At 41.6% G+C, this 23,824-nt stretch carries 19 protein-coding genes, 1 pseudogene and 1 riboswitch; of the genes and pseudogenes, 5 read left to right on the plus strand and 15 right to left on the minus strand.

Going from position 1 to position 23,824, the window contains the following annotated elements:
* Positions 1-321: 321 nt before the first annotated feature.
* From ribH to QUF86_RS02820, 5 genes and pseudogenes are all read right to left on the minus strand, one after another.
* Positions 322-792 carry a 6,7-dimethyl-8-ribityllumazine synthase gene (gene ribH, locus QUF86_RS02800; protein WP_289318100.1) on the minus strand — a complete coding sequence of 157 codons (471 nt, stop codon included), beginning with the start codon at positions 790-792 and terminating at the stop codon, positions 322-324.
* A 72-nt stretch (positions 793-864) separates the two neighbouring features.
* Positions 865-1,503 (minus strand): annotated as a pseudogene (ribB, locus tag QUF86_RS02805) (3,4-dihydroxy-2-butanone-4-phosphate synthase); the annotation flags it as partial.
* A gap of 18 nt (positions 1,504-1,521) precedes the next feature.
* On the minus strand, positions 1,522-2,160 hold the full coding sequence (ribE, locus tag QUF86_RS02810) for a riboflavin synthase (RefSeq protein ID WP_289318101.1): 639 nt from the start codon (positions 2,158-2,160) through the stop codon (positions 1,522-1,524).
* Between the two features lie 146 nt (positions 2,161-2,306).
* Positions 2,307-2,437, minus strand: a riboswitch (FMN riboswitch).
* 554 nt (positions 2,438-2,991) lie between these two features.
* A complete protein-coding gene (locus tag QUF86_RS02815) occupies positions 2,992-3,165 on the minus strand; it encodes a hypothetical protein (protein WP_289333564.1) in 174 nt (57 codons plus the stop codon).
* A gap of 131 nt (positions 3,166-3,296) precedes the next feature.
* Positions 3,297-3,533, minus strand: coding sequence for a hypothetical protein (locus tag QUF86_RS02820; protein ID WP_289333565.1), 237 nt, complete (start codon positions 3,531-3,533; stop codon positions 3,297-3,299).
* A 923-nt stretch (positions 3,534-4,456) separates the two neighbouring features.
* Between QUF86_RS02820 and QUF86_RS02825 the strand changes: the two genes are divergently transcribed.
* Positions 4,457-5,185, plus strand: coding sequence for a TspO/MBR family protein (locus QUF86_RS02825; RefSeq protein WP_289333566.1), 729 nt, complete (start codon positions 4,457-4,459; stop codon positions 5,183-5,185).
* A 16-nt stretch (positions 5,186-5,201) separates the two neighbouring features.
* Here QUF86_RS02825 and megL read toward each other — a convergent pair whose 3' ends face one another.
* A complete protein-coding gene (gene megL, locus QUF86_RS02830; protein WP_289333567.1) occupies positions 5,202-6,377 on the minus strand; it encodes a methionine gamma-lyase in 1,176 nt (391 codons plus the stop codon).
* A 163-nt stretch (positions 6,378-6,540) separates the two neighbouring features.
* Between megL and QUF86_RS02835 the strand changes: the two genes are divergently transcribed.
* Positions 6,541-6,945, plus strand: coding sequence for a hypothetical protein (locus tag QUF86_RS02835; protein ID WP_289333568.1), 405 nt, complete (start codon positions 6,541-6,543; stop codon positions 6,943-6,945).
* A gap of 138 nt (positions 6,946-7,083) precedes the next feature.
* On the opposite strand, the gene QUF86_RS02840 is transcribed toward QUF86_RS02835, so the two are convergent.
* From QUF86_RS02840 to putP, 3 genes are all read right to left on the minus strand, one after another.
* The gene (locus QUF86_RS02840; RefSeq protein ID WP_289318107.1) at positions 7,084-8,220 is read right to left on the minus strand and encodes a DEAD/DEAH box helicase; all 1,137 of its coding nucleotides are present in this window, start codon (positions 8,218-8,220) and stop codon (positions 7,084-7,086) included.
* A 47-nt stretch (positions 8,221-8,267) separates the two neighbouring features.
* Positions 8,268-9,545, minus strand: a complete 1,278-nt coding sequence (locus tag QUF86_RS02845; RefSeq protein WP_289333569.1) for an ATP-binding protein — start codon at positions 9,543-9,545, stop codon at positions 8,268-8,270.
* A 149-nt stretch (positions 9,546-9,694) separates the two neighbouring features.
* The gene (gene putP / locus QUF86_RS02850; protein WP_289318109.1) at positions 9,695-11,164 is read right to left on the minus strand and encodes a sodium/proline symporter PutP; all 1,470 of its coding nucleotides are present in this window, start codon (positions 11,162-11,164) and stop codon (positions 9,695-9,697) included.
* 157 nt (positions 11,165-11,321) lie between these two features.
* On the opposite strand from putP, the gene QUF86_RS02855 reads away from it, so the two are divergent.
* Entirely contained in the window at positions 11,322-13,382 is a 2,061-nt protein-coding gene (locus tag QUF86_RS02855) for a molybdopterin oxidoreductase family protein (protein WP_289333570.1), read from the plus strand.
* A gap of 101 nt (positions 13,383-13,483) precedes the next feature.
* On the opposite strand, the gene QUF86_RS02860 is transcribed toward QUF86_RS02855, so the two are convergent.
* The 3 genes from QUF86_RS02860 to QUF86_RS02870 all read right to left on the minus strand — a co-directional run bounded on the left by QUF86_RS02860 (position 13,484) and on the right by QUF86_RS02870 (position 18,032).
* Positions 13,484-15,004 (minus strand): aldehyde dehydrogenase family protein, encoded by a 1,521-nt coding sequence (locus tag QUF86_RS02860; protein WP_289333571.1) that lies wholly within the window; start codon positions 15,002-15,004, stop codon positions 13,484-13,486.
* A gap of 250 nt (positions 15,005-15,254) precedes the next feature.
* Entirely contained in the window at positions 15,255-16,688 is a 1,434-nt protein-coding gene (locus tag QUF86_RS02865) for an aldehyde dehydrogenase family protein (RefSeq protein ID WP_370016967.1), read from the minus strand.
* Positions 16,689-16,706: 18 nt separating this feature from the next.
* Positions 16,707-18,032: an aminotransferase family protein gene (locus QUF86_RS02870; protein ID WP_289333573.1), complete on the minus strand. Its 1,326-nt coding sequence runs from the start codon at positions 18,030-18,032 to the stop codon at positions 16,707-16,709.
* 373 nt (positions 18,033-18,405) lie between these two features.
* Here QUF86_RS02870 and rpoN point away from each other — a divergent pair, with 373 nt between their 5' ends.
* The gene (gene rpoN, locus QUF86_RS02875; protein WP_289333574.1) at positions 18,406-19,776 is read left to right on the plus strand and encodes an RNA polymerase factor sigma-54; all 1,371 of its coding nucleotides are present in this window, start codon (positions 18,406-18,408) and stop codon (positions 19,774-19,776) included.
* A gap of 278 nt (positions 19,777-20,054) precedes the next feature.
* Here the strand turns inward: rpoN and bluB are convergent, their stop codons facing one another.
* Positions 20,055-20,696 (minus strand): 5,6-dimethylbenzimidazole synthase, encoded by a 642-nt coding sequence (gene bluB, locus QUF86_RS02880; RefSeq protein ID WP_289333575.1) that lies wholly within the window; start codon positions 20,694-20,696, stop codon positions 20,055-20,057.
* 222 nt (positions 20,697-20,918) lie between these two features.
* A complete protein-coding gene (locus QUF86_RS02885; RefSeq protein ID WP_289333576.1) occupies positions 20,919-21,206 on the minus strand; it encodes a nucleoside/nucleotide kinase family protein in 288 nt (95 codons plus the stop codon).
* 256 nt (positions 21,207-21,462) lie between these two features.
* Here QUF86_RS02885 and QUF86_RS02890 point away from each other — a divergent pair, with 256 nt between their 5' ends.
* Positions 21,463-22,152: an HAD hydrolase-like protein gene (locus tag QUF86_RS02890; RefSeq protein WP_483313905.1), complete on the plus strand. Its 690-nt coding sequence runs from the start codon at positions 21,463-21,465 to the stop codon at positions 22,150-22,152.
* A gap of 3 nt (positions 22,153-22,155) precedes the next feature.
* Here QUF86_RS02890 and dacB read toward each other — a convergent pair whose 3' ends face one another.
* Complete coding sequence (dacB, locus tag QUF86_RS02895; RefSeq protein ID WP_483313946.1) at positions 22,156-23,577, minus strand: D-alanyl-D-alanine carboxypeptidase/D-alanyl-D-alanine endopeptidase; 1,422 nt, start codon at positions 23,575-23,577, stop codon at positions 22,156-22,158.
* Between the last annotated feature and the right edge of the window lie 247 nt (positions 23,578-23,824).

Consider the following 23,824-nt stretch of genomic DNA (forward strand, 5'->3'; position numbering starts at 1 on the left):
ACAGACAGGGGAGCACAACAAACCATAATGCTTTTAGACATCATGATCATGTATTCAATGATCACTTTATGCCTCATTCTATCTATTTTTCTAGGCACCCCACCAACAAGTGGCCCTTATGGCCATTTCAGGATTGTCCAAATAACAGGGGAAAATCTGAGTCAAATCACAATTGCCTTAATTAATACAAAAAAAAAAAACTAAAATAGCCGTCATGCCACAAATCACATTCAACAGAGCCTGAGTAACATAACCTAAAATCCATTACATCAAAAAAAAAGCCGCAGGAAATGTTAATCCCTGCGGACTCCTTATGTGAAATCACTGTTCTATCAATTTTCCAAGGTTGGCCATTTCAATGGCACTAACGGCAGCTTCATAGCCTTTGTTACCTGATTTAGTTCCGGCACGTTCAATGGCTTGTTCAATATTCTCAGTTGTCAACAATCCGAAGATAACCGGTACACCTGTGTCCAAGGAAACGGATGCCATGCCTTTAGCTGCTTCATTGCACACATAATCATAATGTGAAGTGGCACCCCTGATTACCGTTCCAAGACCGATTACCGCATCATATTTACCTGTATTCACAAGTTTCTTCGCAATTAACGGAAGTTCAAAAGCACCCGGGACCCATGCGATGTCAACATCATTCTCATCAACACCATGACGCTTAAGGCCATCCAATGCCCCTCCTAAAAGCTTGCTTGTGATAAACTCATTAAATCTTCCTACAACGATTCCTACTTTCAATCCTGATCCGATTAATTGTGCTTCAATAATTTTCCCCATGTCCAATTCCTCCTAATTATTATACAGATATCATTTTTTGTTCATATAAATGCGCTAAACTCCTTAAGCATTCGGGATGTTCAGTTCAAATTCCTGTTTCCCGATTGTATCACTTTGTTGAAGAAACCGAATCAAATCGGCTATCGTGATGAATTTCAGGTTGAATTTCTCAGCGATGACTTCCAAATCGGATACGCGTGCCATCGATCCATCTTCATTCATGATCTCGCAAATGACACCAGCTGGAGCGGCACCGCATAACTTTGCCAAATCCACCGAAGCTTCCGTATGTCCTGCCCTCCTCAGTACGCCGCCTTCTTTAGCGACTATCGGAAAAGTGTGACCAGGCCTTTGAAAATCTTCAGCGACCGAATCCTCTTTAAGCAGCTCAAGTATCGTCAATGACCGTTCAAAAGCACTGATTCCTGTGGAAGTGCTTTTATGATCGACACTAACAGTAAAAGCAGTACCATGATGATCGGTATTTTCTCCTACCATAGGATGCAGGTTCAATTTCCCTGCCAATTCTTCAGTAATGGTTGTACAAATCAAACCTCGTCCATGAGTCGCCATGAAATTAATCGCTTCCGGCGTCGCCTTTTCGGCCAACAAGACAAAATCCCCTTCATTTTCACGATCTTCATCATCGGATACGATTACTATCTTGCCAGCTTTCAAATCTTCGATCGCTTCTTCAATTGTATGGAACATCATTACACCGCCCTTTTATTAGAATCCGTGCTCTGCCAAAAACTCTAAATTCAACCCTGGTTTTGAATCACCAGTTTTCATTTGATGTATAATATATTTCCCTATCATGTCATTTTCGATGTTAACTATATCGCCAGCCGCTTTTTGCCCCAATACGGTGTCCTGATGAGTCAATGGAATCAGTGATACAGTCAAAAGGTTTCGTTCGATTCCAAATATCGTCAAGCTCGTTCCATCAATGGCTACAGATCCTTTTGGAATGCAAAAGGTACTGAGCCCTTCTTCCAATTGGATTACATAATATACGGCGTTTTCTTTTCGTTCTTTTTTTATGATTGTTCCGGTTCCGTCGATATGACCTGAAACAAAATGACCGCCAAACCTTCCCTGTGCACTCATGGCTCGTTCGAGATTCACAGGTGATCCCAACTTTAACGTCCGGATCGAGGAAGCTTTGACCGTTTCCGGCATCACATCGACCGTAAATAAACTTTTCGTGAAGGACGTTACCGTTAAGCAGACCCCGTTGACTGAAATACTATCCCCCAGATGAACATCTTCAAGGATTTTTTCAGAACGAATCGACAGCTCCATACTGCTTTTTCCTTTTTTCAAGGAATGGACGGTACCGATATCCTCAATGATTCCCGTAAACATGTTTTTCCCCCTTTTATAAAATATAAAAAACCCCTTAGGAAGACCTAAGGAGTTAGCAGGAGAAATGAGTGAAAAAAACTGTATACCTAAAAAGCCCAATATTTTCTTTTTTGAAAAATTAGGCGTACGTATACACTTGGGTTCCACACGTCCTTCTCCCATCCAGACTGTACTGTCGGCTTTGGAATCTCACCAAATCCTGCCTTTATCAGGCTCGCGGGCTTAGAATTTCTTCATCACCGCCGGTTGGGATTTTCACCCGACCCCGAAGGACACTATCAACACATTGCTGCGCTTTCTAGTATTATGTTGTTATTTAAAAGCCTATGTAATAGGATTTTTACGGTTATGATATTTATCGAAATGTTTTATAGTCCTGTTGAATATTGTTCATTCCTTCCAAGTATCCTACCAAAAAACTACCACTGAATTGACTTTTAATTAATGACATATTACCACGACAAAATAAAAAGAACAAGGAATCAATCTCCTTGCCCTTCTCCATCAAGCCATTTTAAAAAAGTAATTTTGGATACTTTGTATATCCTTCCGTTTTTAACCACGTGTAAGGGAAGGTCCCTATTCCCTTTTTTATCCTTAGCAGGTACGTTTACATCCACTTCGACGTTTTACTCTATCTTTTGTTCTTGTTTAGATTCGCATTTGCATTTACTATGTCCGCAATCTTTACATTTTTTGTTTAAACCCAAGTCTCGAATATGTTAATGACTAGTTTATGTAAATGAATGAAAAGAGTTTGGACCACACAATGGATACTATAAAGACTTGGCCCATAAGCTCGGCCATACTAAAAATCAAGTTAGCTGCAAGTTATATGTGATGGACCATGTCTACATGTGTGATCCGTTTCTTCCACCATTCCTGGCATAAATGATTGTCTCCTGCCAATACAACAGCACGGCACTTCTTCAAACCAGATGAGTTATAGAACTTCTTAGCTTCTTTATCACGTTTGTATTTATTGTAATAAGCCTGCTTACCCATACTATTTCCTCACCTTCTTTCTCCAAAATAAAAAGCACCCACAGAATGAGTGCAATATTTAAACCATTTAAATTCAATTAGTGCTTTGCAACTTACCATTAACTAAACTACTATATTGTATCGGAATGTACTTACCACCTGATTTTGATTTTACTATTCCATTCAAAATAATGCTTTTTACTCTCTTTTTTACAACACTTTTTCTCTTTTTTCTTGCAACAATCTTTTACCTTCTTACAACTGTGTTTCTCTTTTTTACAACACTTTTTCTCTTTTTTCTTACAACAATCTTTTACCTTCTTACAACTGTGTTTCTCTTTTTTACAACACTTTTTATCCTTTTTTTTCTTACAACCATGTTTTCCCATATAATCATCTCCATATCATGTATTGTTATATAATATGGATTTACTAAATTTACGCTTGTGCTTGTCCCCATTAATAAAAATATTGACATCTTCTTTCTCCAAGATAAAAAGCACCCAATTGAATAGATGATAATATAACTTTACAATCGAATTCAGAGGGTTTTCTTATATATTATCTATAAAGATTTTCTTTAGGAATTTTGCTCTAATGATGGACAAAAATTCAGAGTATTCGAATCCGATTTCAGAACGGATGTTTGTATGTTTAGGCAATTAAAAAACACCCATATTTATGGATGCTTAATGATTTCAAATTATCTATCCACGTTCTTTAAAATGAATCTCCCATAAGCCTGGTTATTTCTAACATCTGTGATTTATCCTCATAGACCAATCTTTTATTTTCGTCTTCTAATTCTGTATTCAAACCAAAAATAACAACCTTTATCAGTTATTACTTTCAGACAATAAAAAGTTAACTTCCCTACTTCTTCAGGTTGAACTTCTTGACGATTTACAAAGTCCTCATTAAGGCTTCTAGTTTATCATTAAAGCTAGCATTTCATGTGGAGTATACGATTCAATGCACCCTTCAATTGTGCCAACCTTTCCTACCAAACACGAAAATGGAACAAATAAAAACCGCCTCAAACCCTTTAAAACAAAGGTTTAGGCGGTTTATTTTTTTCTGTGGTATCTTACGACCCGAAGGACTAAATTAATATGAATTTTTGAATATTTTATCGCCATAAAGTGAATGTGAAATTTCTAAACTTAAATGGTTAATTAACTACGGGAAATCCCTTTCTATATGGAAAAATGAAATTCATTTCCGAGTACCCCCGATGTGCTCCAAAAAGATTAAACATGCTTAAATGGTGGAATAAGTTATAGGAGTCACAATTCATACAAGGAGGAAGCTCATGCTTATTGCCATCACCAATTTGATTTTCTTTCTATTCGTCGTAACAGTGAATTTCCTAGCCAATTTCCTGCCATTAAACGGCCAAACATCAGGAGAGGTCTCTGATAAATTGGATGTCCTTTTCACTCCTGCCGGTTATGTATTTTCCATATGGGGCTTTATCTACTTTCTGCTGGCCATTTGGGTAATCAGGCAGTTTTTAGGTAACCACCTTAACAGCCCTGTTTATAAGGCATCCTCCCCTTGGTTCGCTTTAAGCTGTGTACTGAATAGTTCCTGGCTTTTGGCTTGGCATTACGAACACTTTTTGTTATCCGTATTCATTATCATCGCGCTTTTGGCTACATTAATGGTCATTTATATAAGCATAAAAAAAGTGGAGCATACTGCTTTCGATTTATTTCCGTTTTCCGTTTATACAGGCTGGGTGAGTGTTGCTGCCATTGCTGACATTTCTTATTACCTTACCTATATTAAATGGGAAGGTTATGGGATTTCCAGTGTAGCTTGGACAATCATTTTGCTGATTGCAGCAACAATCCTGGCCTTTGTCTTTGCAGGTAAAAACCGGGATTGGTGCTATCCTCTCGTATTCGTTTGGGCGTTCATAGGCATCGGGATCCGAAATGGTGCCGCCTACCCGGTAACCTCAGACATTTCTTATATTCTGGCTGCTCTCATCTTTATCGTGTCCATCACAATCTTCATCAAAAATAGAAGGAGCTGAAAGGAAATATGGCTGCCTAAAATGCTTGCCGAAGATCATGCCATACGTCCTGCCAAGCTTCAAGGCCAACTGAGAGACGGACCAGTTGGTCACTGATGCCCATTTGTTCCCGAGAATCTTCAGGAATGGCAGAGTGTGTCATGGTGGCGGGATGCTGGATCAATGTTTCGGCATCCCCTAGACTAACGGCAATTTTGATAAGTTCCAATTTATTGAGGAATTCCTGGGCATCCTTTTTTGTACCATGCAATTCGAAAGAGATAATGCCGCCGCCATGTTTCATCTGTTTTTGCATTATATAATGATTCGGTGAGGCTTCATCACCTGGATAATATACCTTTTTCACCTTTGGATGTTTCTTAAGTTCTCGAAAGATCTCCATTGCATTGGCCGAGTGACGGTCCATCCTGACAGGCAAGGTCTTTAACCCCCGCAATAGTAACCAGGCATCGAATGGTGAAATGATTCCACCGATATCCTTCTGTGTAGTTCCAGCTACCTTATTCATAAACTCCTTCTTGCCGACAACAAGGCCCGCAACGACATCCCCATGCCCGCAAAGATATTTCGTCGCACTATGAAGGACGATATCACATCCATATTCAAGCGGTCTCTGTAAGTAGGGAGTCGAAAACGTATTATCGACTACGACCGTTACATTATATTCCTTCGCAACTCTCACTACCATCTCTAAATCAATCATTTTCATCGTCGGATTGATTGGGGTTTCTACATATATGCAGGTCGTTTCCGGCCGAATCATTTTCCTTACCTGTTCTTCTGTATCCATTTCACAAAAATCATGAGTGATTCGGTATTTATTTTTCATTAACTGCAGAAGCCCGAATGTACATCCATATAACCCCTGTGAACACAGGATGTGGTCATCCGTTTTAGTTAACGCAAAAAGCACTGCTGAAACCGCTGCCATACCCGAGCCGAAAGCAAGGCCAGCTTCCCCCCCTTCCAAAGCGGCAATCTTTTCTTCAAGCACTTGTACCGTGGGATTTCCAAGGCGTGAATAAATATATCCATCTTCTATACCGGCAAAACGCCGTTCCCCTTGCTCGGCCGTTTCGAAAGTGAATGTTGAGGTTTGGAATAAGGGTGTTGCCAAGCTTCCTAAATGCTTCTTCGAGTCATATCCTTCATGTATGACTGCCGTTTCAAACTTTTTATACTTCCCTGTCATATCGTCTCCTCCTAACCTATATCTATTGCTATCATATGTCAAAAATCCATATAAAGGAAGCGTTTTCATTCATGAATATCCCCATCAATAAACTCCAGAATTTAGTAAATATAATTTAATATCACAATCCGAATTTATAGATAAAGATTTTGGCAGGCACAAGATGAACAAATCCATTTTTGGTTTTCTGGTTATATTAACGACTGCTTTAATGGGGTTCTTCATTCGCTATAGGACAAATTGGCTTAGCGTACTTCACCCTAAGTTACTGGCAGGGTTTCGGTTCATCCTAGCAGGTTTCAGCATGGTCATAGTCGTTAAGCCATCAAACGCCCGAGTATCATCTTTTTTCCAGACAGCTGGTGTCAGGGGATGCTTCTTTATAGGATTAAGGACCATTTTAGCCGGGGAATTGTCGATCTTGACATTCATGAACCCGTTATTCCTCTTGCTGGATGACCCTGTTCACTGGTACGTTGCAGTTGGAGGTTCACTCATTTCATCGGCATATTTTTGGTTAACTGGGAATTCCACCATTTTAAGACAGCGAATAGGTCATGTAGAGTGAATTCAATTGAGCATCTACTTAATTTTAGAGAAAAGGAGGAGTTTTAAGAATTGGTCGGATGGTATATGTTCCCTGCTTAAATCCTAATCGTGTTTGTAAAAAAAAAGAGACAGCCGCCACGGCCATCTCTTTTCCAAATCATTCATCGACTACGATGTTTCCACCATAGAAGGTTACTCTCGTTAATGGAATCTCCAGTTCACGAGCCATTTTTTTCAACTCTCGCTCTTCTCTTTCCGTTACGATTGAAATAACAGTGCCGTCTGCACCTGCACGCCCAGTTCTCCCTGATCTATGGATATATTGATCGATATTATCAGCCATATCAATATGAACGACCGCAGTAAGACCTTTAATATCAAGCCCCCTAGCTGCTACATCCGTTGCTATCAACATCGGGGATTTTCCGGAACGAAGCTTGCGCAGCGCTTTCTCCCGGTCGACTTTATTGGATTCCCCGTGAAGCACGCCCATTTCAACACCTTTATAGCTCAGCTTTTCATGTAAGACGCTCAGTTCTGCTATATCATTCAGGAAGGCAAGGGCCTTCACATCTTTAAGTCTTGTGATTTTCTCAAGAATCTTGGATTTTTCCCGTCTCTCTACAACAAAGTACAGATGATCCACTTTCGATTCCATTTTTTCATGCTTATCGACCTTTATCATTTCGGGTTCATTCATGAATCCTCGGGCCGCTTTTTCCGTTTCCTCTGGCAGAGTTGCTGAAAATACCATTATTTGCCTGTCTTTGAGGGTTGTTTTGATAATATTATTGATCGTACCCATATGCTCTGGAGTGATCAATTGGTCACCTTCATCTAGTACAATCGTCTTAACTTCATGCATCTTCAATTTCTTTTGGGCAATCAATTCATAAATTCTACCCGGTGTTCCGGCAATTACCTGTGGATGCTTCTTCAGTTTGTCCAACTGCCTTTTCACATTAGCACCGCCGATGAATGCTGCACCCGTTATGCCGCTTCCCTCTGACCAAATGCGAATTTCTTCATTGATTTGCATGACCAGTTCTCGGGATGATGCCAAAATCAAAGCTTGCGGCGATTTTTTTTCAGGATCTACCTTTTCTAACAATGGCAGTAAATAAGCTAAAGTTTTTCCGGTTCCAGTCGGTGATTCAGCCATGATGTCTTTTCCCTCAACAATCACGGGAATCGCTTTAGTTTGAATCGGGGTAAGTTGTCCGAATCCGGACTTTTTCCAGACCTCTTGTATATATGGTTTTCTATCGTTCACTAATGCAGGTAATTCGCTCATATCGTTCTCCTTTAATATAAAACTTTTCCTATCTTTCATAGTACCACTTATTCTTGTCCAGTAGCCAACGGAATACGAATTGTAACCGTCGTCCCTTTGTTTATCTCACTTTCAAAATGCATTTCCCCGTCAAGCCGATGAACGACCTTCCGGCAAATTGCAAGTCCGATCCCTGTGCCCTTTTCCTTCGTCGAATAAAAAGGCTCACCAATCCTTTCAAGGCGCTCGGGCATCATTCCTATGCCATTATCACTCACGCTGACTACAGCTTGATCATCGAGGATTTGCAGCGACAGATCAATTTTCCCATTATCCTCAATCGCTTCAATGCTATTCTTGACAACATTGATTATCAACTGTTTAAGTTCAATTGAATCAGCCATAATATAAATCGGTTCAGCGGTTTTAACCCTAAACCCCATTTCGATATTATTCAAATTCGTCTCTGCTTGCATCAACGTGAATACCTGTTGTAAACTGTCGGCAAGATCTATCCTTCGGAATGCGACATCCTGTTTCTTTCCGAGAACCAACAGTTCACTTGAGATAATATTAATTCGGTCAATTTCCTTCAACATGATATCAGAATGCAGCGGGTTGACCTCCTGTGTCATGTCCATTAATTGTACGAATCCTTTTAAAGATGTCAGCGGATTTCTTATCTCATGTGCGACGGCAGCAGCCAGATGTCCGATTACAGATAGCTTTTCCGACATGATCATCAATTCCTCTTCGCGCCGCAATTCAGTAATATCCCTTACGATTGCATATACTCCAAGCATTTCCGCTTGAACGATGATCGGTAGAAAGGTTACACGGATTATCCGCTTTTCATCACTCTTATTCTGGATGGTCGTTTCGAATTTTACGGCTTCACCTTGAAGGGATTGTATAAAGAAAACAGATACTTTTTCCTTTTCATTCCAGTTGATGAGATGATTCGCATTCTTGCCTTTCAAATTGTCACTGTGATGACCTAACAGCTTTTCAGCTTCCGGGTTAATTGAAACGACATTTCCTTCGAGATTCAGTTCAAGGACACAATCCGGGTTATGCTTGAACAGCGACTGATACTGTTCATCCTTCAGATTGAATTCCTGTTGGGACCTCAACATTTTCCCCGTCCAATACCTGATTATGAAGTATAAGACAAGCCCGGTTATGAAAATGAACATCCATCCTTTGGAATGTTGAAACATTGCATATATCTGAACATCCGCCTTTGCCTGTGTCATAGAGATGTAATCCGTAACGATAATCCATAAGACCCCAATGATTATATATATAATAGCCACTTTACATGCAATTTTATGAGATTGGTTCATGTTTTTTCCTTTGTAATGTTTTTTGGTTTATTATTCCCAAATCACTCAAAAAAAGCCCTCATGTTTTCCACATAAGGACTCTTTGGATATTGTACCATATCTATGGCGTTCATTGTTTTATATCTAAAAAACCAACTGGGTTTAAATGATCAAGAGAGGTTTTTGATGGCTTGATTGAATTCCTCTTCTATAACTTTTGAAGGCTTGGCCGATAGTAAGCTGAAAACAACGACCGCTATTGTTCCAGCGATGAAACCAGGAATGATTTCGTATACTTCAGCTAACTCTTCGATCATTTCCCAAACGATTACTGTTGAGGTACCGACAATCATTCCCGCCAGGGCTCCCCATTTCGTCATTCGCTTCCAGTACAGGCTTAACAAAATGACCGGACCGAAGGCCGCTCCAAAACCGGCCCATGCATAACCCACCAATTTAAGGATCGTACCACTTGGATTAAAAGCTAAAATGAGAGCGATGGCAGAAATAGCTAAAACGCCAAACCGGCCCACTAGCACTAATTCCTTATCCGATGCATTCGGCCGAATGAACTGCTTATAGAAATCATCCGTCAGGGCACTTGCAGAAACTAACAGCTGAGACGCAATCGTACTCATGACCGCTGCCAAAATCGCCGCCAACAAGAAGCCTGTAATTAAAGAAGGAAACAGTTCTTTAGCTAAAATGATGAAGACAGACTCTGCACTTTTTTCCCCTAAAGGACTGCTTGTCAGATTAAAATAAGCAATCCCTACCAATCCGGTGAACATCGCTCCCACGATAGCAAAAATCATCCAGCCCATACCGATTCGCCGTGCACTTTTCAATTCTTTAACAGATGAAACCGCCATGAATCGAACGATTATATGAGGCTGACCGAAATAACCAAGTCCCCATGCCAGGAGAGATATGATGCCAATGGTTGATGTTCCTTCGAAAGCATGCAATAAATTCGGGTTAATCGATTTTATTTCATTGAAGGTAGGATCCCAGCCACCAATATTTACAATCGTGACAACTGGTACTAGAATTAAGGCAATGAACATAATCGTACCTTGTACGAAGTCCGTCCAGCTAACAGCCAGGAATCCGCCAAATAATGTGTAAAGAATAACAACGCTCGCCGTCAGCCAGATGCCCCACCGGTAATCCAAATTGAAAGCGGAGCGGAAAAGCTCACCGCCTGCTACCATACCTGAAGAGGTGTAAAAGGTGAAGAAGATTAAAATGACCGATGCTGATACAACTTTCAAAATCCGTGATCCATCTTTAAACCGATTTCCCAAAAAGTCGGGAATCGTAATCGAATTGCCGGCCACTTCCGTATATGTCCGAAGTCTTGGTGCCACGAATAACCAGTTTAAATAAGAACCTGCACACAGGCCGATGACAATCCAGCCTGCACTTAACCCGCTTATGTACATTGCACCGGGAAGACCCATCAACAGCCAGCCGCTCATATCGGAAGCACCTGCACTCAATGCAGTTACAGCTGGTCCCAAGTTCCGGCCGCCAAGCATGTAATCCGTTAAGTTGGCCGTTCTCCGATAGGCCAAATAACCAATTAACAGCATGCCTGCCATGTATATTCCAATTGATATTATAATTCCATATTCCAAAAATGAATCCTCCTATTTATAGGTTAATTTTCATCTTGTAAGCTTATCAGAAAAAAAAACATATGTTAAGAAGTTCTTGCACCTATCAACGATTTCACTTTCAATATAATTAAGAAAATTCATTTTATTAGATTAAATTATTAGGAGGAATACGCCCATGCAATCCTATATCAATCAGCCAGATGGAGTCTTTCCCTCTGTTTGCTCTCTTGACTGTCCTGATCAATGCGGTCTACTGCTGCACAAAAAGGACGGGAAAATCATTAAAGTTCAAGGGGACCCTGATCATCCAGTCACCAAAGGGAATATTTGCAACAAGGTCCGGAACATGACTGCCCGCCTATATGACCCCAATCGCTTAAAGCAGCCATTAAAGCGCATCGGCCCGAAAGGAGAAGGGAAATTCGCTCCAATCAGCTGGGAAGAGGCCATTGACACAATTACTTCCAAATGGAATGATCTGCTCGAAATGCATGGTCCTGAAAGCATACTTCCCTACAGCTTTTATGGAAACATGGGTAACCTAAGCGCAGAGGGTATGGATCGCCGTTTTTTTCACAAACTCGGTGCAAGCATGCTTGAGCGTTCCATTTGTAACGCGGCCGGCTCAGTCGGATACAACTATACAATGGGTGGTTCTTTCGGCATCGACCCTGAAGAAACGATTCATACAAAGCTTTTCATCATGTGGGGCATTAATGCGGTGAGCACAAATATGCACCAAGTTACGCTTGCACAGCAAGCCCGAAAAAACGGGGCCAAAGTAGTTGTCATTGACGTACATAAAAACCAAACCGGTAAGTGGGCAGATTGGTTCATACCGATCCTGCCTGGTACCGATAGTGCCCTTGCCCTCGGTTTAATGCATATTCTATTTGCCGAGAATCTAGTCGATCAGCCTTTTCTTGATGAATACACAGTGGGTGCTGCTGAATTGCGCGAACACGTCCGCCAATATGACCCTGCAACCGTCTCCGCGATCACCGGCGTTCCAATGGATGACTTATATGAATTAGCCAGGATGTATGGCACTACCACTCCATCATTCGTCCGAATAGGCAATGGGCTGCAGCACCATGATAATGGCGGCATGGCAGTACGCACCATTGCCTGCCTGCCTGCACTTACCGGGCAATGGATGACGGAAGGCGGCGGGGCCATCAAAGGGAATTCAGGATATCTGGCTTTTAATACAAATGCCTTAAGACGTCCTGATTTATTGCATAATAAAGCTACTCGGACCATTAATATGAACCAAATCGGTCAAGCTCTATTGGAAAAAGAAAACCCGATTCGCTCCATGTTTGTATACGGCTCCAACCCAGCACTTGTCGCTCCGAATGCAAATAAGGTGCAGGAAGGTCTAATGCGGGAAGATCTATTCACAGTGGTCCATGATCTATTCTTGACCGAAACGGCCATGTTTGCTGACCTCGTCCTCCCTGCCACATCATCTTATGAAACGGAGGATTTTTATAATTCATACTGGCATAATTACGTCCAAATACAGAAACCTGTAGTCGATAAATATGGCGAGTCGAAATCGAATGTTGAATTGTTCAAACTTTTAGCTGATGGAATGGGTTTTGAGGAACAAGCTTTTAAAGATTCAGAAGAAGATATGATACGGCAGGCGCTTGATTTTCCCGATAATCCGCATTTGGATGGCATCACCTATGACTCCCTTTCAAGGAATCAATTTGTCAAAGCCAAGATGCACCGGATGTTCCCAGGCAAGCTACCGACACCAAGCGGTAAAATCGAACTTTATTCAGAACGGATGAAGCGCGATGGATATCAGCCTCTACCAACATATACACCAATCATAAAAGACAGCGAACTGCCATTTTTATTCATACCGGCACCTAATCATAACTTCTTGAATTCAACCTTTTCAAATAATGCCAAACATATCTCCTTGGAAAAGGAACCTAAGCTGCACATCAATGCAGCTGATGCCAAAACGTTAGGGATAGCTTCCGGAGATATGGTTAAAATCTGGAACGGCCGCGGTGAATGCTTGCTTACCGCCGCTCCCGGTGAAAATGTGTTACCCGGCGTAATTGTCAGCCAAGGCTTGTGGCAGAATGCACCTGAAACGAAACAACTCATCAATGCCCTTACTCCAGATCGCCTCTCAGATATGGGCAATGGCGCCGTTTTCTTTTCTGGACGGGTGGATCTTGAAAAAGTCCAACATAAGTCCACGAATCTATAAGTAATATCGGCGATTCTGGAGTTATATCGGCGATTTCCGTTTTTTTGCATATCAACATAAAAAAGGCTGTTCCACAAGGAACAGCCTTTTCGTCTAGCTATTTACTCTTCATCAAACCAACCAGTTGGCTGAATGTCCAAGTTGTTATTGATTTGCTTCACTTCCGTATATGCCTCATAACCGAAAGTGCCCAGTTCGCGTCCATTTCCACTTTGCTTGAATCCTCCCCAAGGAGCTTCATTATAAGTCGGGTGATATGAGTTTATCCACGTGATGCCGGCACGTACTTTTTTAATGACACGGTACGCTTTTGCGATATCATTCGTGAACACCGCTCCCGCTAAACCATATTTCGTATCATTGGCAAGTCGAAGAGCTTCCGCTTCATCCTTGAACTTTTGAACGACAAGCACCGGTCCAAAAATTTCTTCCTGTACAATCCGCATGTCCGGTGTCGTATCAACAAAAATAGTAGGTTCGACAAAGTAACCTTTATCCAAGCCTTCTTCTTTAATTCGGTTTCCACCGACGATTAATTTGGCTCCTTCTTCTTTTCCAATTTGGATATACGATAATATCTTGTTCATATGGGCCTCTGAAACGATAGGACCCATTTGGCTTTTTTCATCGGAACCTGAGCCTACTTTGATCTTTTTCGCCTTAGCAGTAAGGCTTGCAATGAACTGATCGTAAATGGACTCCTCCAAAAGTAACCGGGAGCCCGCTGAACAAACTTGTCCTTGATTACAGAAAATCCCGTAGAGAGCATAATCAACTGCAGTCTCGAAGTCAGAGTCCGCAAATACGATATTAGGCGATTTCCCACCGAGCTCCAATGTCACTTTCTTTAGGTTACCTAGTGAAGCCTCCATGATCTTACGTCCAGTTGCCGTTCCTCCCGTAAAGGCTACTTTATCTATTTCTTCATGTTCGGCAATGGCCTGTCCGACAACTGGCCCCGCTCCTAACACTAGGTTTGCGACACCTTTAGGCAATCCGACCTCATCCATGATTTCAAATAGTTTGACAGCTGTCACTGGTGTAACCTCCGATGGTTTGAACACAACGGAATTTCCTGCAGCCAGTGCCGGGGCCAGTTTCCAGGCTGACATCATTAGAGGGAAATTCCAAGGGACGATCTGCCCGCATACACCGATCGGTTCCCTTACGACCATCGCTTGCTGGCCATCAGGAACTTCATAAGTCTGACCTGTCGGTTTTGTAGCCAATCCTGCATAATATCTAAAACAGGCTGCTGAATCATCTATGTCATAACGAGCCTCACGCAATGGCTTCCCATTATCCAATGTTTCCAACGCAGCAAGTTCTTCAGCTTTTTCTTCTATTTTATCGGCAATTTTGAATAAAATGCGAGCTCGCTCCACTGCCGGAGTTCCCCACCATCCACCTTCATAGAAAGCATATTTCGCTGCCTCGACAGCTGCATCAACATCTTCCTGTGTGCCTTCTGCAGCTGTAGCAATAACTTCTCCCGTGGCCGGATTCAATACATCCCGCTTCTCACCTGAAGTCGAATTCACCCATTCCCCATTGATGTACATCTTTAAGTCCAGTGCTCCCGTTCCTTCTTTTTTCGTGTTATTTTGTAAAGTTTCCTGCATATAAATTCCTCCTCGATTTTAAGTTATCTACCTATATAAGATATGAGCAAGATTCATGCCAGTTTGAAATATTAGGGAAATCACACTTTCTTGCCCTTTCCTGTACCATTTAAATTCAATCGTGAATTCCCTATTCAATTCTGCATAAAACATTCACAACTTTCGCCCCAGCTCTTTTATAAATTCATAGAAAAATAGTAAAATCAGCAGCTCAAAAAAAGAGATGAGCAGCTGCTCATCTCTTAATACATTAATTTCGGTTAAAAATGACCAATTTCATTTCCGTCATCTCTTCAATGGCATATTTTAACCCTTCGCGGCCCGTCCCGCTTTTTTTGATTCCGCCATATGGCATGTTGTCGACACGGTAAGTTGGGATATCATTAATGATAACACCGCCGACTTCCAATTTTTCTGCGGCAGAAAGTGCCAAATTGATATTTTCTGTGTAAATCCCGGCCTGCAATCCGAATTCGGAATCATTGACCATATCAATCGCTTCCTCAACGGACGAAACTTTATTGATCAAAACAATGGGAGCAAAGACTTCCTGACAAGATACCTTAAGCCTTGCATCCACTTCCAGCAACACGGTAGGATGCAGGATATTCCCTTCAGATTTACCTCCTGCTGCAACAACCGCACCGTGTTGTTTAGCTTCACCAATCCAGTCCAGGCTTCGCTGTACATCGCCAGGGCTGATTAATGCCGAGATATCCACTGCGGGATCCATGGAATCACCAAGCTTCAAGTCCTTCGTTGCTTCAGTGAATTTTTTGACGAACTCATCATATATCTCTTCATGAACATATGCGCGCTGTAAGGAAATACAGACCTGCCCTTGGAAAGCGAATGCCGCCGATACACAGCGCTTGATGATTTTATCGATATTTATTCCTTTATCCACTATGACAGCTGCATTTGAACCAAGTTCAAGACTCACTTTCTTTAACCCTGCCTTATTACGAATCCCGATTCCTACAGCAGGACTTCCAGTGAATGAAATGCTCTTCACCCTTGAATCAGTGACTAATTTATCACCAATTACCGAACCGCTTCCGGTAACTAAATTAAACGCACCTGCCGGCAAATCCGTTTCGGCTAACAGCTCAGCAAGAAATAGCGAAGATAGCGGTGTTTGGCTCGCAGGTTTCAAGACAAGCGTATTTCCTGCAGCAATGGCCGGCCCTACTTTATGAGCAACAAGGTTCATCGGAAAATTAAAAGGCGTAATCGCACCCACAACTCCAATCGGCTCACGGACGGTGTAGCCAATCCTTCCTTCCCCGTCAGCTGTAGCATCCATCGTCAATGTTTCGCCATGAATCCTTTTTGCTTCCTCTGCTGCAAATTTATAAGTGGCGATCGTCCGGGTTACTTCCCCCATAGCCGTTTTAATCGGTTTCGCTGCCTCTTTAGCAATGATTTCAGCTGCTTCATCTTTTCGGCTTTCCAAAAGACTCGCAAGTTTTTCAAGTATGGCAGCCCGTTTATGGCTAGGTAAAGCAGCCATTGTTTTTCTAGCTTGATAGGCTGATTCTATCGCCGATTCGACATCTTCAAGGCTTGCTGAAGGAATCTCCGCAAGTACTTCCCCACTATAGGGAGACTTTAGTGTCGTGAATTTTTCTGCTTCTTGCCATTTACCATTAATGAATAATTTCTTCTTCAGCGTTTCCGTCATGACCATCCTTTTCACCTCTTATAAAATTTCTTTTTCTACAGCAGTAAATGTCTTATCAAGGATTTCAATTATTCTTTCGACTTCCGATTTAGTAATGATTAAAGGCGGTGCGAATACGAGTGTATCTTGGTCAAACGTAACAGACCGACAAATCAAACCATTCTTTGCCGCTTCAGCAACCAGTCTTGGAGCAAGCTGTGTCTCAAAGCCTTCCCCTGTTTGTTTGTCCTTTACGATGGAGATGCCCCCAATTAGTCCAAGTGCCCTAACATCACCAACAATCGGGTGTTTGCTTTGAAGCTTCTTAAAGCCAGCAAGCAACTCTTCACCACGCTGTTTCGAGTTTTCTATCAGGTTTTCACGTTCAATTATTTCAATATTTTTCAAAGCAACCGCACAAGCCATAGGGTGACCACTGTATGTGTAGCCATGTAAAAGCGTGCCTTTTGAAAGGGCTATGAAGTCTTGATGCATCTTATCATTCAGGACGACCCCGCCTAACTGTGCATATCCGCTCGTAACACCTTTTGCAAAGCACATCATATCCGGTACAACGCCAAAGTGCTCAATTCCAAAATAAGTCCCTGTTCTACCGAAACCTGTAATGACTTCATCCGTCACCATTAAAATGCCGTATTCATTACAAATCTCCCTTACTTCCTTAAAATAGCCTTCAGGAGGAAGGTTCACGCCACCTGCTCCTTGAATCGGTTCAGCCATAAATGCCGCAATCGTTTCAGGTCCTTCCTGTACAATGACCTTACGCAACTCCTCAATGGAGGAACCTTCCACATGGTAAAAATCCGGTGCGGTTGAATTCGTGAAGTCCCGGAACGGTTTCAGACCAGTCGCACTTGTAGCTCCCATTGCCACTCCATGATAGGATTTCGAGCGGGAAATGATTTTTTGTCGATTAGGCTGCCCTTTCAAAATCCAGTAATGACGAGCTAGTTTGATGGCCGTATCATTCGACTCCGATCCACCTGAAGTGAAGAAAACTGCATTCAAATCCCCAGGAGCGATGGAAGCGATTTTGGCCGCTAACCGGATTGCCGGCTCATTGCTGAAAGTGGCGAAACTTGAGGTGAAAGCTAACTTCGCCATTTGTTCCTTCGCCACATCAGCCAACTCTTCTTGTCCATGGCCAATATTCACATTCCAAAGTGAAGCCATGCCATCAATGACAGTCCTGCCCTTGACATCCGTAAGATATATTCCCTTACCTTCAGTAAAAATGAAACTTGGACCATCTGTCTGCTGTTGTTCGATTGCCGTAGTAGGATGAATAAAATGCTTTTTATCCAAATCGATTAATTCCTGAATACCCGTCTTCTCTTTAATCATGTAAAAAACACCCTTCTCATGTAATGTATTTTTTTGCTAAACTATTTTATTTATATATATTTATAGATATAGCAAGATGCATGCCAAATTATATGAGCCTTATATTAAAGGTATTCAAGTTAAAATGATTCATAATCAAATCATTACGAGTGAATATCGATTCATATACAAATCACTCGATTCATATTCAAATCACCCCCCCATTCATTAGAAAAAGTACTAATTTACAGGCATTATGTTGAATTCCACCGTTAGATGTTACATAACCTTACATACAATATTGAATTTTCGGAAGATTTGTATTATTATCGTGTTATTACTTTACATTCCTTTTTTGCCGCTAGGTTAATCTAAACGAAAGAAGTTGATATATATGCGGGTAGGTTTTGAACTGCTCCAAAAACAAACCATGAAATTATCATTAACTCCTGAATTACAGCAATCGATCAATATCCTTCAATATTCCACCTATGAACTATTAGATTTCCTACATCGACAGGCAAACGAAAATCCCGTACTCGAAATAAGCGAAACATTTAAAGAACCCCCCGGATCCTCTGAATCTTCCATTCGTACACATAAAATTAATTCTCAGTTACGGGGATCTTCCTCTAAAAGTAAAAGTTTCAACGGAGAAAATGATTACAACCCGATCAATAATTATTCCGGCAACACAGAAACACTGGAAAACCACTTATTGGAACAAATGAGTATGTTAAGGTCCTTGAAAGCCATCGAAAGGAAGATTCTCCAATTTTTTATTGGGAATTTAAATGAATATGGATACCTTGAATTGGATGGAAATTGGGCAGCCTCGCATTTTTCCGTGTCCGTGGAAGAAATAGAAGATATGATTCAAGTATTGCAATCCCTTGACCCCATTGGAGTCGGGGCAAAAGATCTGACCGATTGTTTACTCATTCAGCTGCGAGAGCATGAGGATTACAATGAATTGGCGTATAAGATCGTTAAAATGCACATAACGGATTTAGCAGAAAAACGCTACAGAAAAATTGCGTGCCTTTACAACGTGACTGTTCAGGAAGTACAAGAGGCCTCTGATTTCATCCGGACGTTAAACCCTCGTCCCGTCAGTCACTTTTCCAAAGATATGACTCATTACATCGTTCCGGACGTTTACGTGGAAAAAGAAAAAGAAGGGTTTCTGATAACGGTCAATGACAGCTACATACCTAAACTTTCCATCAATCCTTACTATAAGAACCACCTCGCTATGAATCCTGGTAATGAGGTAAAAGATTATGTTAAAGGTCACATAGATGATGCCCAATTACTATTAAAAGGGCTTGAACAAAGACAAATGACACTTTACAAAGTGACATCTACAATAGTGGAGGAGCAACAAGAATTTTTCATAAAGGGAATTGCTGGTTTAAAACCTATGACACTGAAAGACATTTCGGAAAAACTCCAACTTCATGAATCAACAATCAGCAGGGCGACAAGCAATAAATATATTCAGACACCGCATGGCCTATTTAAATTAAGGAACTTCTTTACTAGAGGCTTAAACCGAGTGAACAGCCAAGCGACCGAATCCACTGCGACCATCAAAGAAAAAATAAAGGTCTTGATTGCCGATGAGGATAAGATAAAGCCTTTTTCAGATCAGAAACTTTGTCAGATATTCGAAAATGAAGGGACAAAAATTTCTCGCCGCACCATTGCTAAATACCGCGAAGACTTGGGTATACCGGGATCTTCCAAACGTCGCAGATTTTAAAATCAAAAAAACTAGCTATGACTCTTTCAAAAGATGCATCTTTTGGAAGAGTCTTTTTAAATGGATAGATGGGGAATTTTAAAAGACTCTTCCATACTTTCCGTTGATTCTGTTAAAGGTCTAGTGAATGCCACATAAACAAAAAACCCCTGAACCAGGGGCTCCATACACTTATTAATTCAAACTTTCCAAATACCTGTGTAACGGTTGTCTTAAGTCCTCCCCAATTCACTGAAAGAGGATTTAGTATCCTAATGTCATTCATTATTATTCGAGTTTTATTTATTACCCCATTTATCCTCGAAAATAAGTTCGTCCATTGGTCTTCTTTTTTCCCAATTGGCAAGTTCAAGAATGGGTTTATCCGGATATTGATCGGTATAGCCAATCGACATGAGTGCAATGGGTTCCACATGCGGCGGAATCTCCAAAATATCCCGAATATCACTTTTCTTATAAAAGCTTACCCATCCCATTGCCAATCCTTCCGCACAGGCAGCCAGCCACATATTTTGAATCGCACAGGCTGTAGATAGGATATCCGTTTCCGGAATGGAGTTCCTCCCCAAAACATGGGAGCCTCCCCGTGTCGGGTCACATGTTACACAAATGGTGTATGGTGCTTCTTTTAAACCTTCCACTTTCAAACTAAGAAACTTATTTTCTTTACCGCCTTCATAATGAATAGCGAGTGCCCGTCTTTCTTTATCCGCTGCCCATGCCAAACTGTTCTTGGTTTCCTGAGATGAAATTACAATGAAACTCCAAGGTTGCATGAATCCTACAGACGGCGCATGATGTGCAGCATCCAAAATTCTGCGGAGTACATCCTTTGAAATGGGCTTAGGCAAAAAACTCCTGATATCCCTTCGGTTATAAATGGCTTTATATACGGCAGCTTGTTCTTCATTAGTAAACATAGTTTCCCCCCATGATTCCGGTTCCCCAGAATTTTATCTAAAAATTCAATATGAATTTTACAGGTAAACCCTTACAATTAACAGTGACTTTCCAGATATCCCTGGATTCAGCTTGTTCCGTCCACCACAATATTCACTCTTTCCTGAGGCCTTTGTTCGTCAACATAGCGATCTTCATGAACCATCCAGTTATTATTATCCTCCCACATTTGACGCGCATCTTCACCATCCCTCTAAAGGCCACGTATCACGGGGACATTCCACCCAAATCGTGAAATCATGGGACCCTTCCATTTCTTTACGCATAGAATACGTTCCTTCAATAATGACCCCAGCAGGAACCATATGCCATTCGGCCGTAGTGTCCGTTTCCCACTCATACCTTTGATACCTTGCTTCTTTCCCCTCAGTAAGCGGTTTCAGGATTTGGTTAAAAAGCGGTCTCGAATCACAATCCGCACCAATCTGTTTTTGGGCTGGGGGCAGTTGGACCCTTTTCGATGATGGCAAATGAAAATCGTCTATATGAATGACCGCACTACCTCGACATTATGCTTGGAAACGGGAGGCGAGTGTACTTTTCCAGACCCACCCCGACCATCTATGGCCATTATATATGGAGATCGTTTTTTTTGAAATTTCGAGAACATCAGTTATAAGACTTTTAATCGTATACTATCCATTAAGTGTTGGAAAGGTCATTAGCATTCCTCCTATACTACTTATTTCATCGTCCTCCCTTATATCCCTTCCTTGAGAGGATAAAATGAAAAAAACTAAGAAGAAGGGGCAAGTATTGAATAACATCCAATTTGCCGCCATTTTCGATATGGACGGTACCTTGTTTCAAACTAACAAGATATTAGGTTCTTCACTTGAAAGAACATTTGAGATCCTTCGATCAGAAGGGAGCTGGATAGGAAATACCCCGCTTGCCACGTACCAAAGGATTATGGGCGTCCCACTAACAGTCGTTTGGGAAACTCTGTTACCAAAGCAACCCGCGCATATTCGCCAGCAAGCTGATCAACTTTTTTTAGAGTGTTTGATACAAGAAATCAAAGAAGGAAAAGGTTCGCTTTTCCCTCTCGTCATGGAGACTTTGTCAACGATCAAACAGCTTGGAATTTCCATTTTCATTGCTAGCAATGGTCTAGAAAAGTACTTGGAAGAAATTTGTTCTTATTTTGGGTTACATGAATTTATTACCGACATATATAGCGTGGAAAGGTCTTCGAAAGGATCGAAGACCGACTTGGTGCAAATGTTATTGAAAGACTATCGAATTGAAAGCGCCATTCTGATTGGAGATCGAAAGTCCGACATCGAGGCAGCAAAGGAAAATGGCTTAACGGCTGTGGGCTGCCAATTCGGATTTGCCGAAGAAAATGAATTGGCTGATGCAGATCTGTTCATCGCAGATTTTCCTGAACTTCAAATATACCTTTCCAAATAGATACTAAAGGCCTCTCCCCAATAGGTTTTCCTGTTCTGCAAGCATTACGGCTATCCTATCCTGGATTGCCGTGATGCCTTTTTCTTCAACAAAATTATTCACAATGATCGAAAATATGATTTTTTCCCCTCTTTTGGTCGTCACATAACCTGATAAGGAGCTCGTTCCTGAAATGGTCCCTGTTTTCGCTCGGACATTTCCAGCTGCATTTGTCCCTTTCATTCTTTTTCTTAGCGTACCGCCCACCATCCGATTTTCATCTCCCGCAATTGGCAATGCATTCAAGTAAGCAGGAAACCACGTTTTTTCCTGTACGGCATATAGCAGCTTAGTTATTTCATTCGCTGGAATCATATTGACTTGGGAAATGCCGGATCCATCACGCATTATGATCGTTTGCATATCGAGACCCATACCATTCATCAGATTTCGAGCAACCTTCAAACCATCTTTCCAGCTCCCCTCCCCTTCTGCTTCTTTGCCCATTTCTTTCACCAAAACCTCGGCATGGCCGTTATTGCTCAATTTCATGAAAGGTATAAGCAGTTGTGAAAGCGGCATGGACTGATGAGTGGCGATTAAGTCCGCCCCTACTGGCGTTTTCCCTTTTTTCCTTTCTCCCGACACTTTAATTCCATGTTTCCACATTGATTTTTTAAATAAGCTCAGGGCATATTCTGTAGGATCTTTCACCGAGATCCACTCTTTGGTCACCCCGGCATGCTCGGGAATGGTCCCCGTCACAGTAACGACATCTGTGCCATGGGACCGTTCAACTTCAATTTCCTTATTGCCGTCTACAGATTCCGTTTTCGTTTTGTTGATGACCTTCACGTAATCCGTTTCCGGCTTCAGCTTCACCGTTGCCGTTTTACCAGGCTTTTCCCCGGGTGTTACCTCCACGATGATGGTGCCGGTATCATAGTCCTCATTAGGGGAAGCGGTTAAAGCTGAAACAGCTGCTCCGTAATATTCCTGTTCATCGCTCCAAACTAAGTCTTGGGAATAACGAACATCATCATACCAAGAATCGTCACCTATAAGATTTCCATGAATGAGCTTAACTCGCCTTTGCTTCAGTGAAGCTGCCAGCTCATCAAAATCCTTTTCCAATAATGTGGGATCACCTTTTCCCTTCAGGTACACATCTCCCTGCAGAACATGGCCAACCTGCACTCCATTTATGTATAGTTCCGTTTGAAAAACATGATCTTCCCCTAATGTTTCCAAGGCTGCTGCTGAGGTCAAAAGCTTAAGGTTCGAAGCAGGCCGCAATCTTGTTTGCGCCCCTCGTTCATAAATCATTTCTCCTGTTTTAGCTGAACGGATGGAAATTCCCGTTAACGCCCCTGCCAATCCTGGTGAATCATCCAATATTTGTTGGATTTTCTGTCCTAGGTTTCCATCATCATTCGCTGCCTGCATCGATTCTCCATTAAAAAAACAAATCAAAAACAGGAAGAATATAAAACTCAACTTCCTTTTATATGTCAAACCTATCACTCCCACTCTCATAACTCACCACTTCTATCTTGTCCATTTTACGGTCATATAAAAAGAAAAAATCCACTTGAACCTCCCTAGTTTATACATACTCATGAAACTGCAGGATTATTCGGCCCCATTCAATGGGATCCATTAGGCAATCCCGACTTCATGATTCATTTACATG

Source organism: Peribacillus sp. NJ11, from assembly GCF_030348405.1.
In the GTDB taxonomy this organism is placed as follows: Bacteria; Bacillota; Bacilli; order Bacillales; family DSM-1321; genus Peribacillus.

Excerpts from the sequence above, each read along its gene's own strand:
- ribH (WP_289318100.1), bottom strand. The coding sequence starts at position 792 with ATGGGGAAAATTATTGAAGCACAATTAATCGGATCAGGATTGAAAGTA.
- ribE (WP_289318101.1), bottom strand. The coding sequence starts at position 2,160 with ATGTTTACGGGAATCATTGAGGATATCGGTACCGTCCATTCCTTGAAA.
- QUF86_RS02815 (WP_289333564.1), bottom strand. The coding sequence starts at position 3,165 with ATGGGTAAGCAGGCTTATTACAATAAATACAAACGTGATAAAGAAGCT.
- QUF86_RS02820 (WP_289333565.1), bottom strand. The coding sequence starts at position 3,533 with ATGGGAAAACATGGTTGTAAGAAAAAAAAGGATAAAAAGTGTTGTAAA.
- QUF86_RS02825 (WP_289333566.1), top strand. The coding sequence starts at position 4,457 with ATGCTTATTGCCATCACCAATTTGATTTTCTTTCTATTCGTCGTAACA.
- megL (WP_289333567.1), bottom strand. The coding sequence starts at position 6,377 with ATGACAGGGAAGTATAAAAAGTTTGAAACGGCAGTCATACATGAAGGA.
- QUF86_RS02835 (WP_289333568.1), top strand. The coding sequence starts at position 6,541 with ATGAACAAATCCATTTTTGGTTTTCTGGTTATATTAACGACTGCTTTA.
- QUF86_RS02840 (WP_289318107.1), bottom strand. The coding sequence starts at position 8,220 with ATGAGCGAATTACCTGCATTAGTGAACGATAGAAAACCATATATACAA.
- QUF86_RS02845 (WP_289333569.1), bottom strand. The coding sequence starts at position 9,545 with ATGAACCAATCTCATAAAATTGCATGTAAAGTGGCTATTATATATATA.
- QUF86_RS02855 (WP_289333570.1), top strand. The coding sequence starts at position 11,322 with ATGCAATCCTATATCAATCAGCCAGATGGAGTCTTTCCCTCTGTTTGC.
- QUF86_RS02860 (WP_289333571.1), bottom strand. The coding sequence starts at position 15,004 with ATGCAGGAAACTTTACAAAATAACACGAAAAAAGAAGGAACGGGAGCA.
- QUF86_RS02865 (WP_370016967.1), bottom strand. The coding sequence starts at position 16,688 with ATGACGGAAACGCTGAAGAAGAAATTATTCATTAATGGTAAATGGCAA.
- QUF86_RS02870 (WP_289333573.1), bottom strand. The coding sequence starts at position 18,032 with ATGATTAAAGAGAAGACGGGTATTCAGGAATTAATCGATTTGGATAAA.
- rpoN (WP_289333574.1), top strand. The coding sequence starts at position 18,406 with ATGCGGGTAGGTTTTGAACTGCTCCAAAAACAAACCATGAAATTATCA.
- bluB (WP_289333575.1), bottom strand. The coding sequence starts at position 20,696 with ATGTTTACTAATGAAGAACAAGCTGCCGTATATAAAGCCATTTATAAC.
- QUF86_RS02890 (WP_483313905.1), top strand. The coding sequence starts at position 21,463 with ATGAAAAAAACTAAGAAGAAGGGGCAAGTATTGAATAACATCCAATTT.
- dacB (WP_483313946.1), bottom strand. The coding sequence starts at position 23,577 with ATGCAGGCAGCGAATGATGATGGAAACCTAGGACAGAAAATCCAACAA.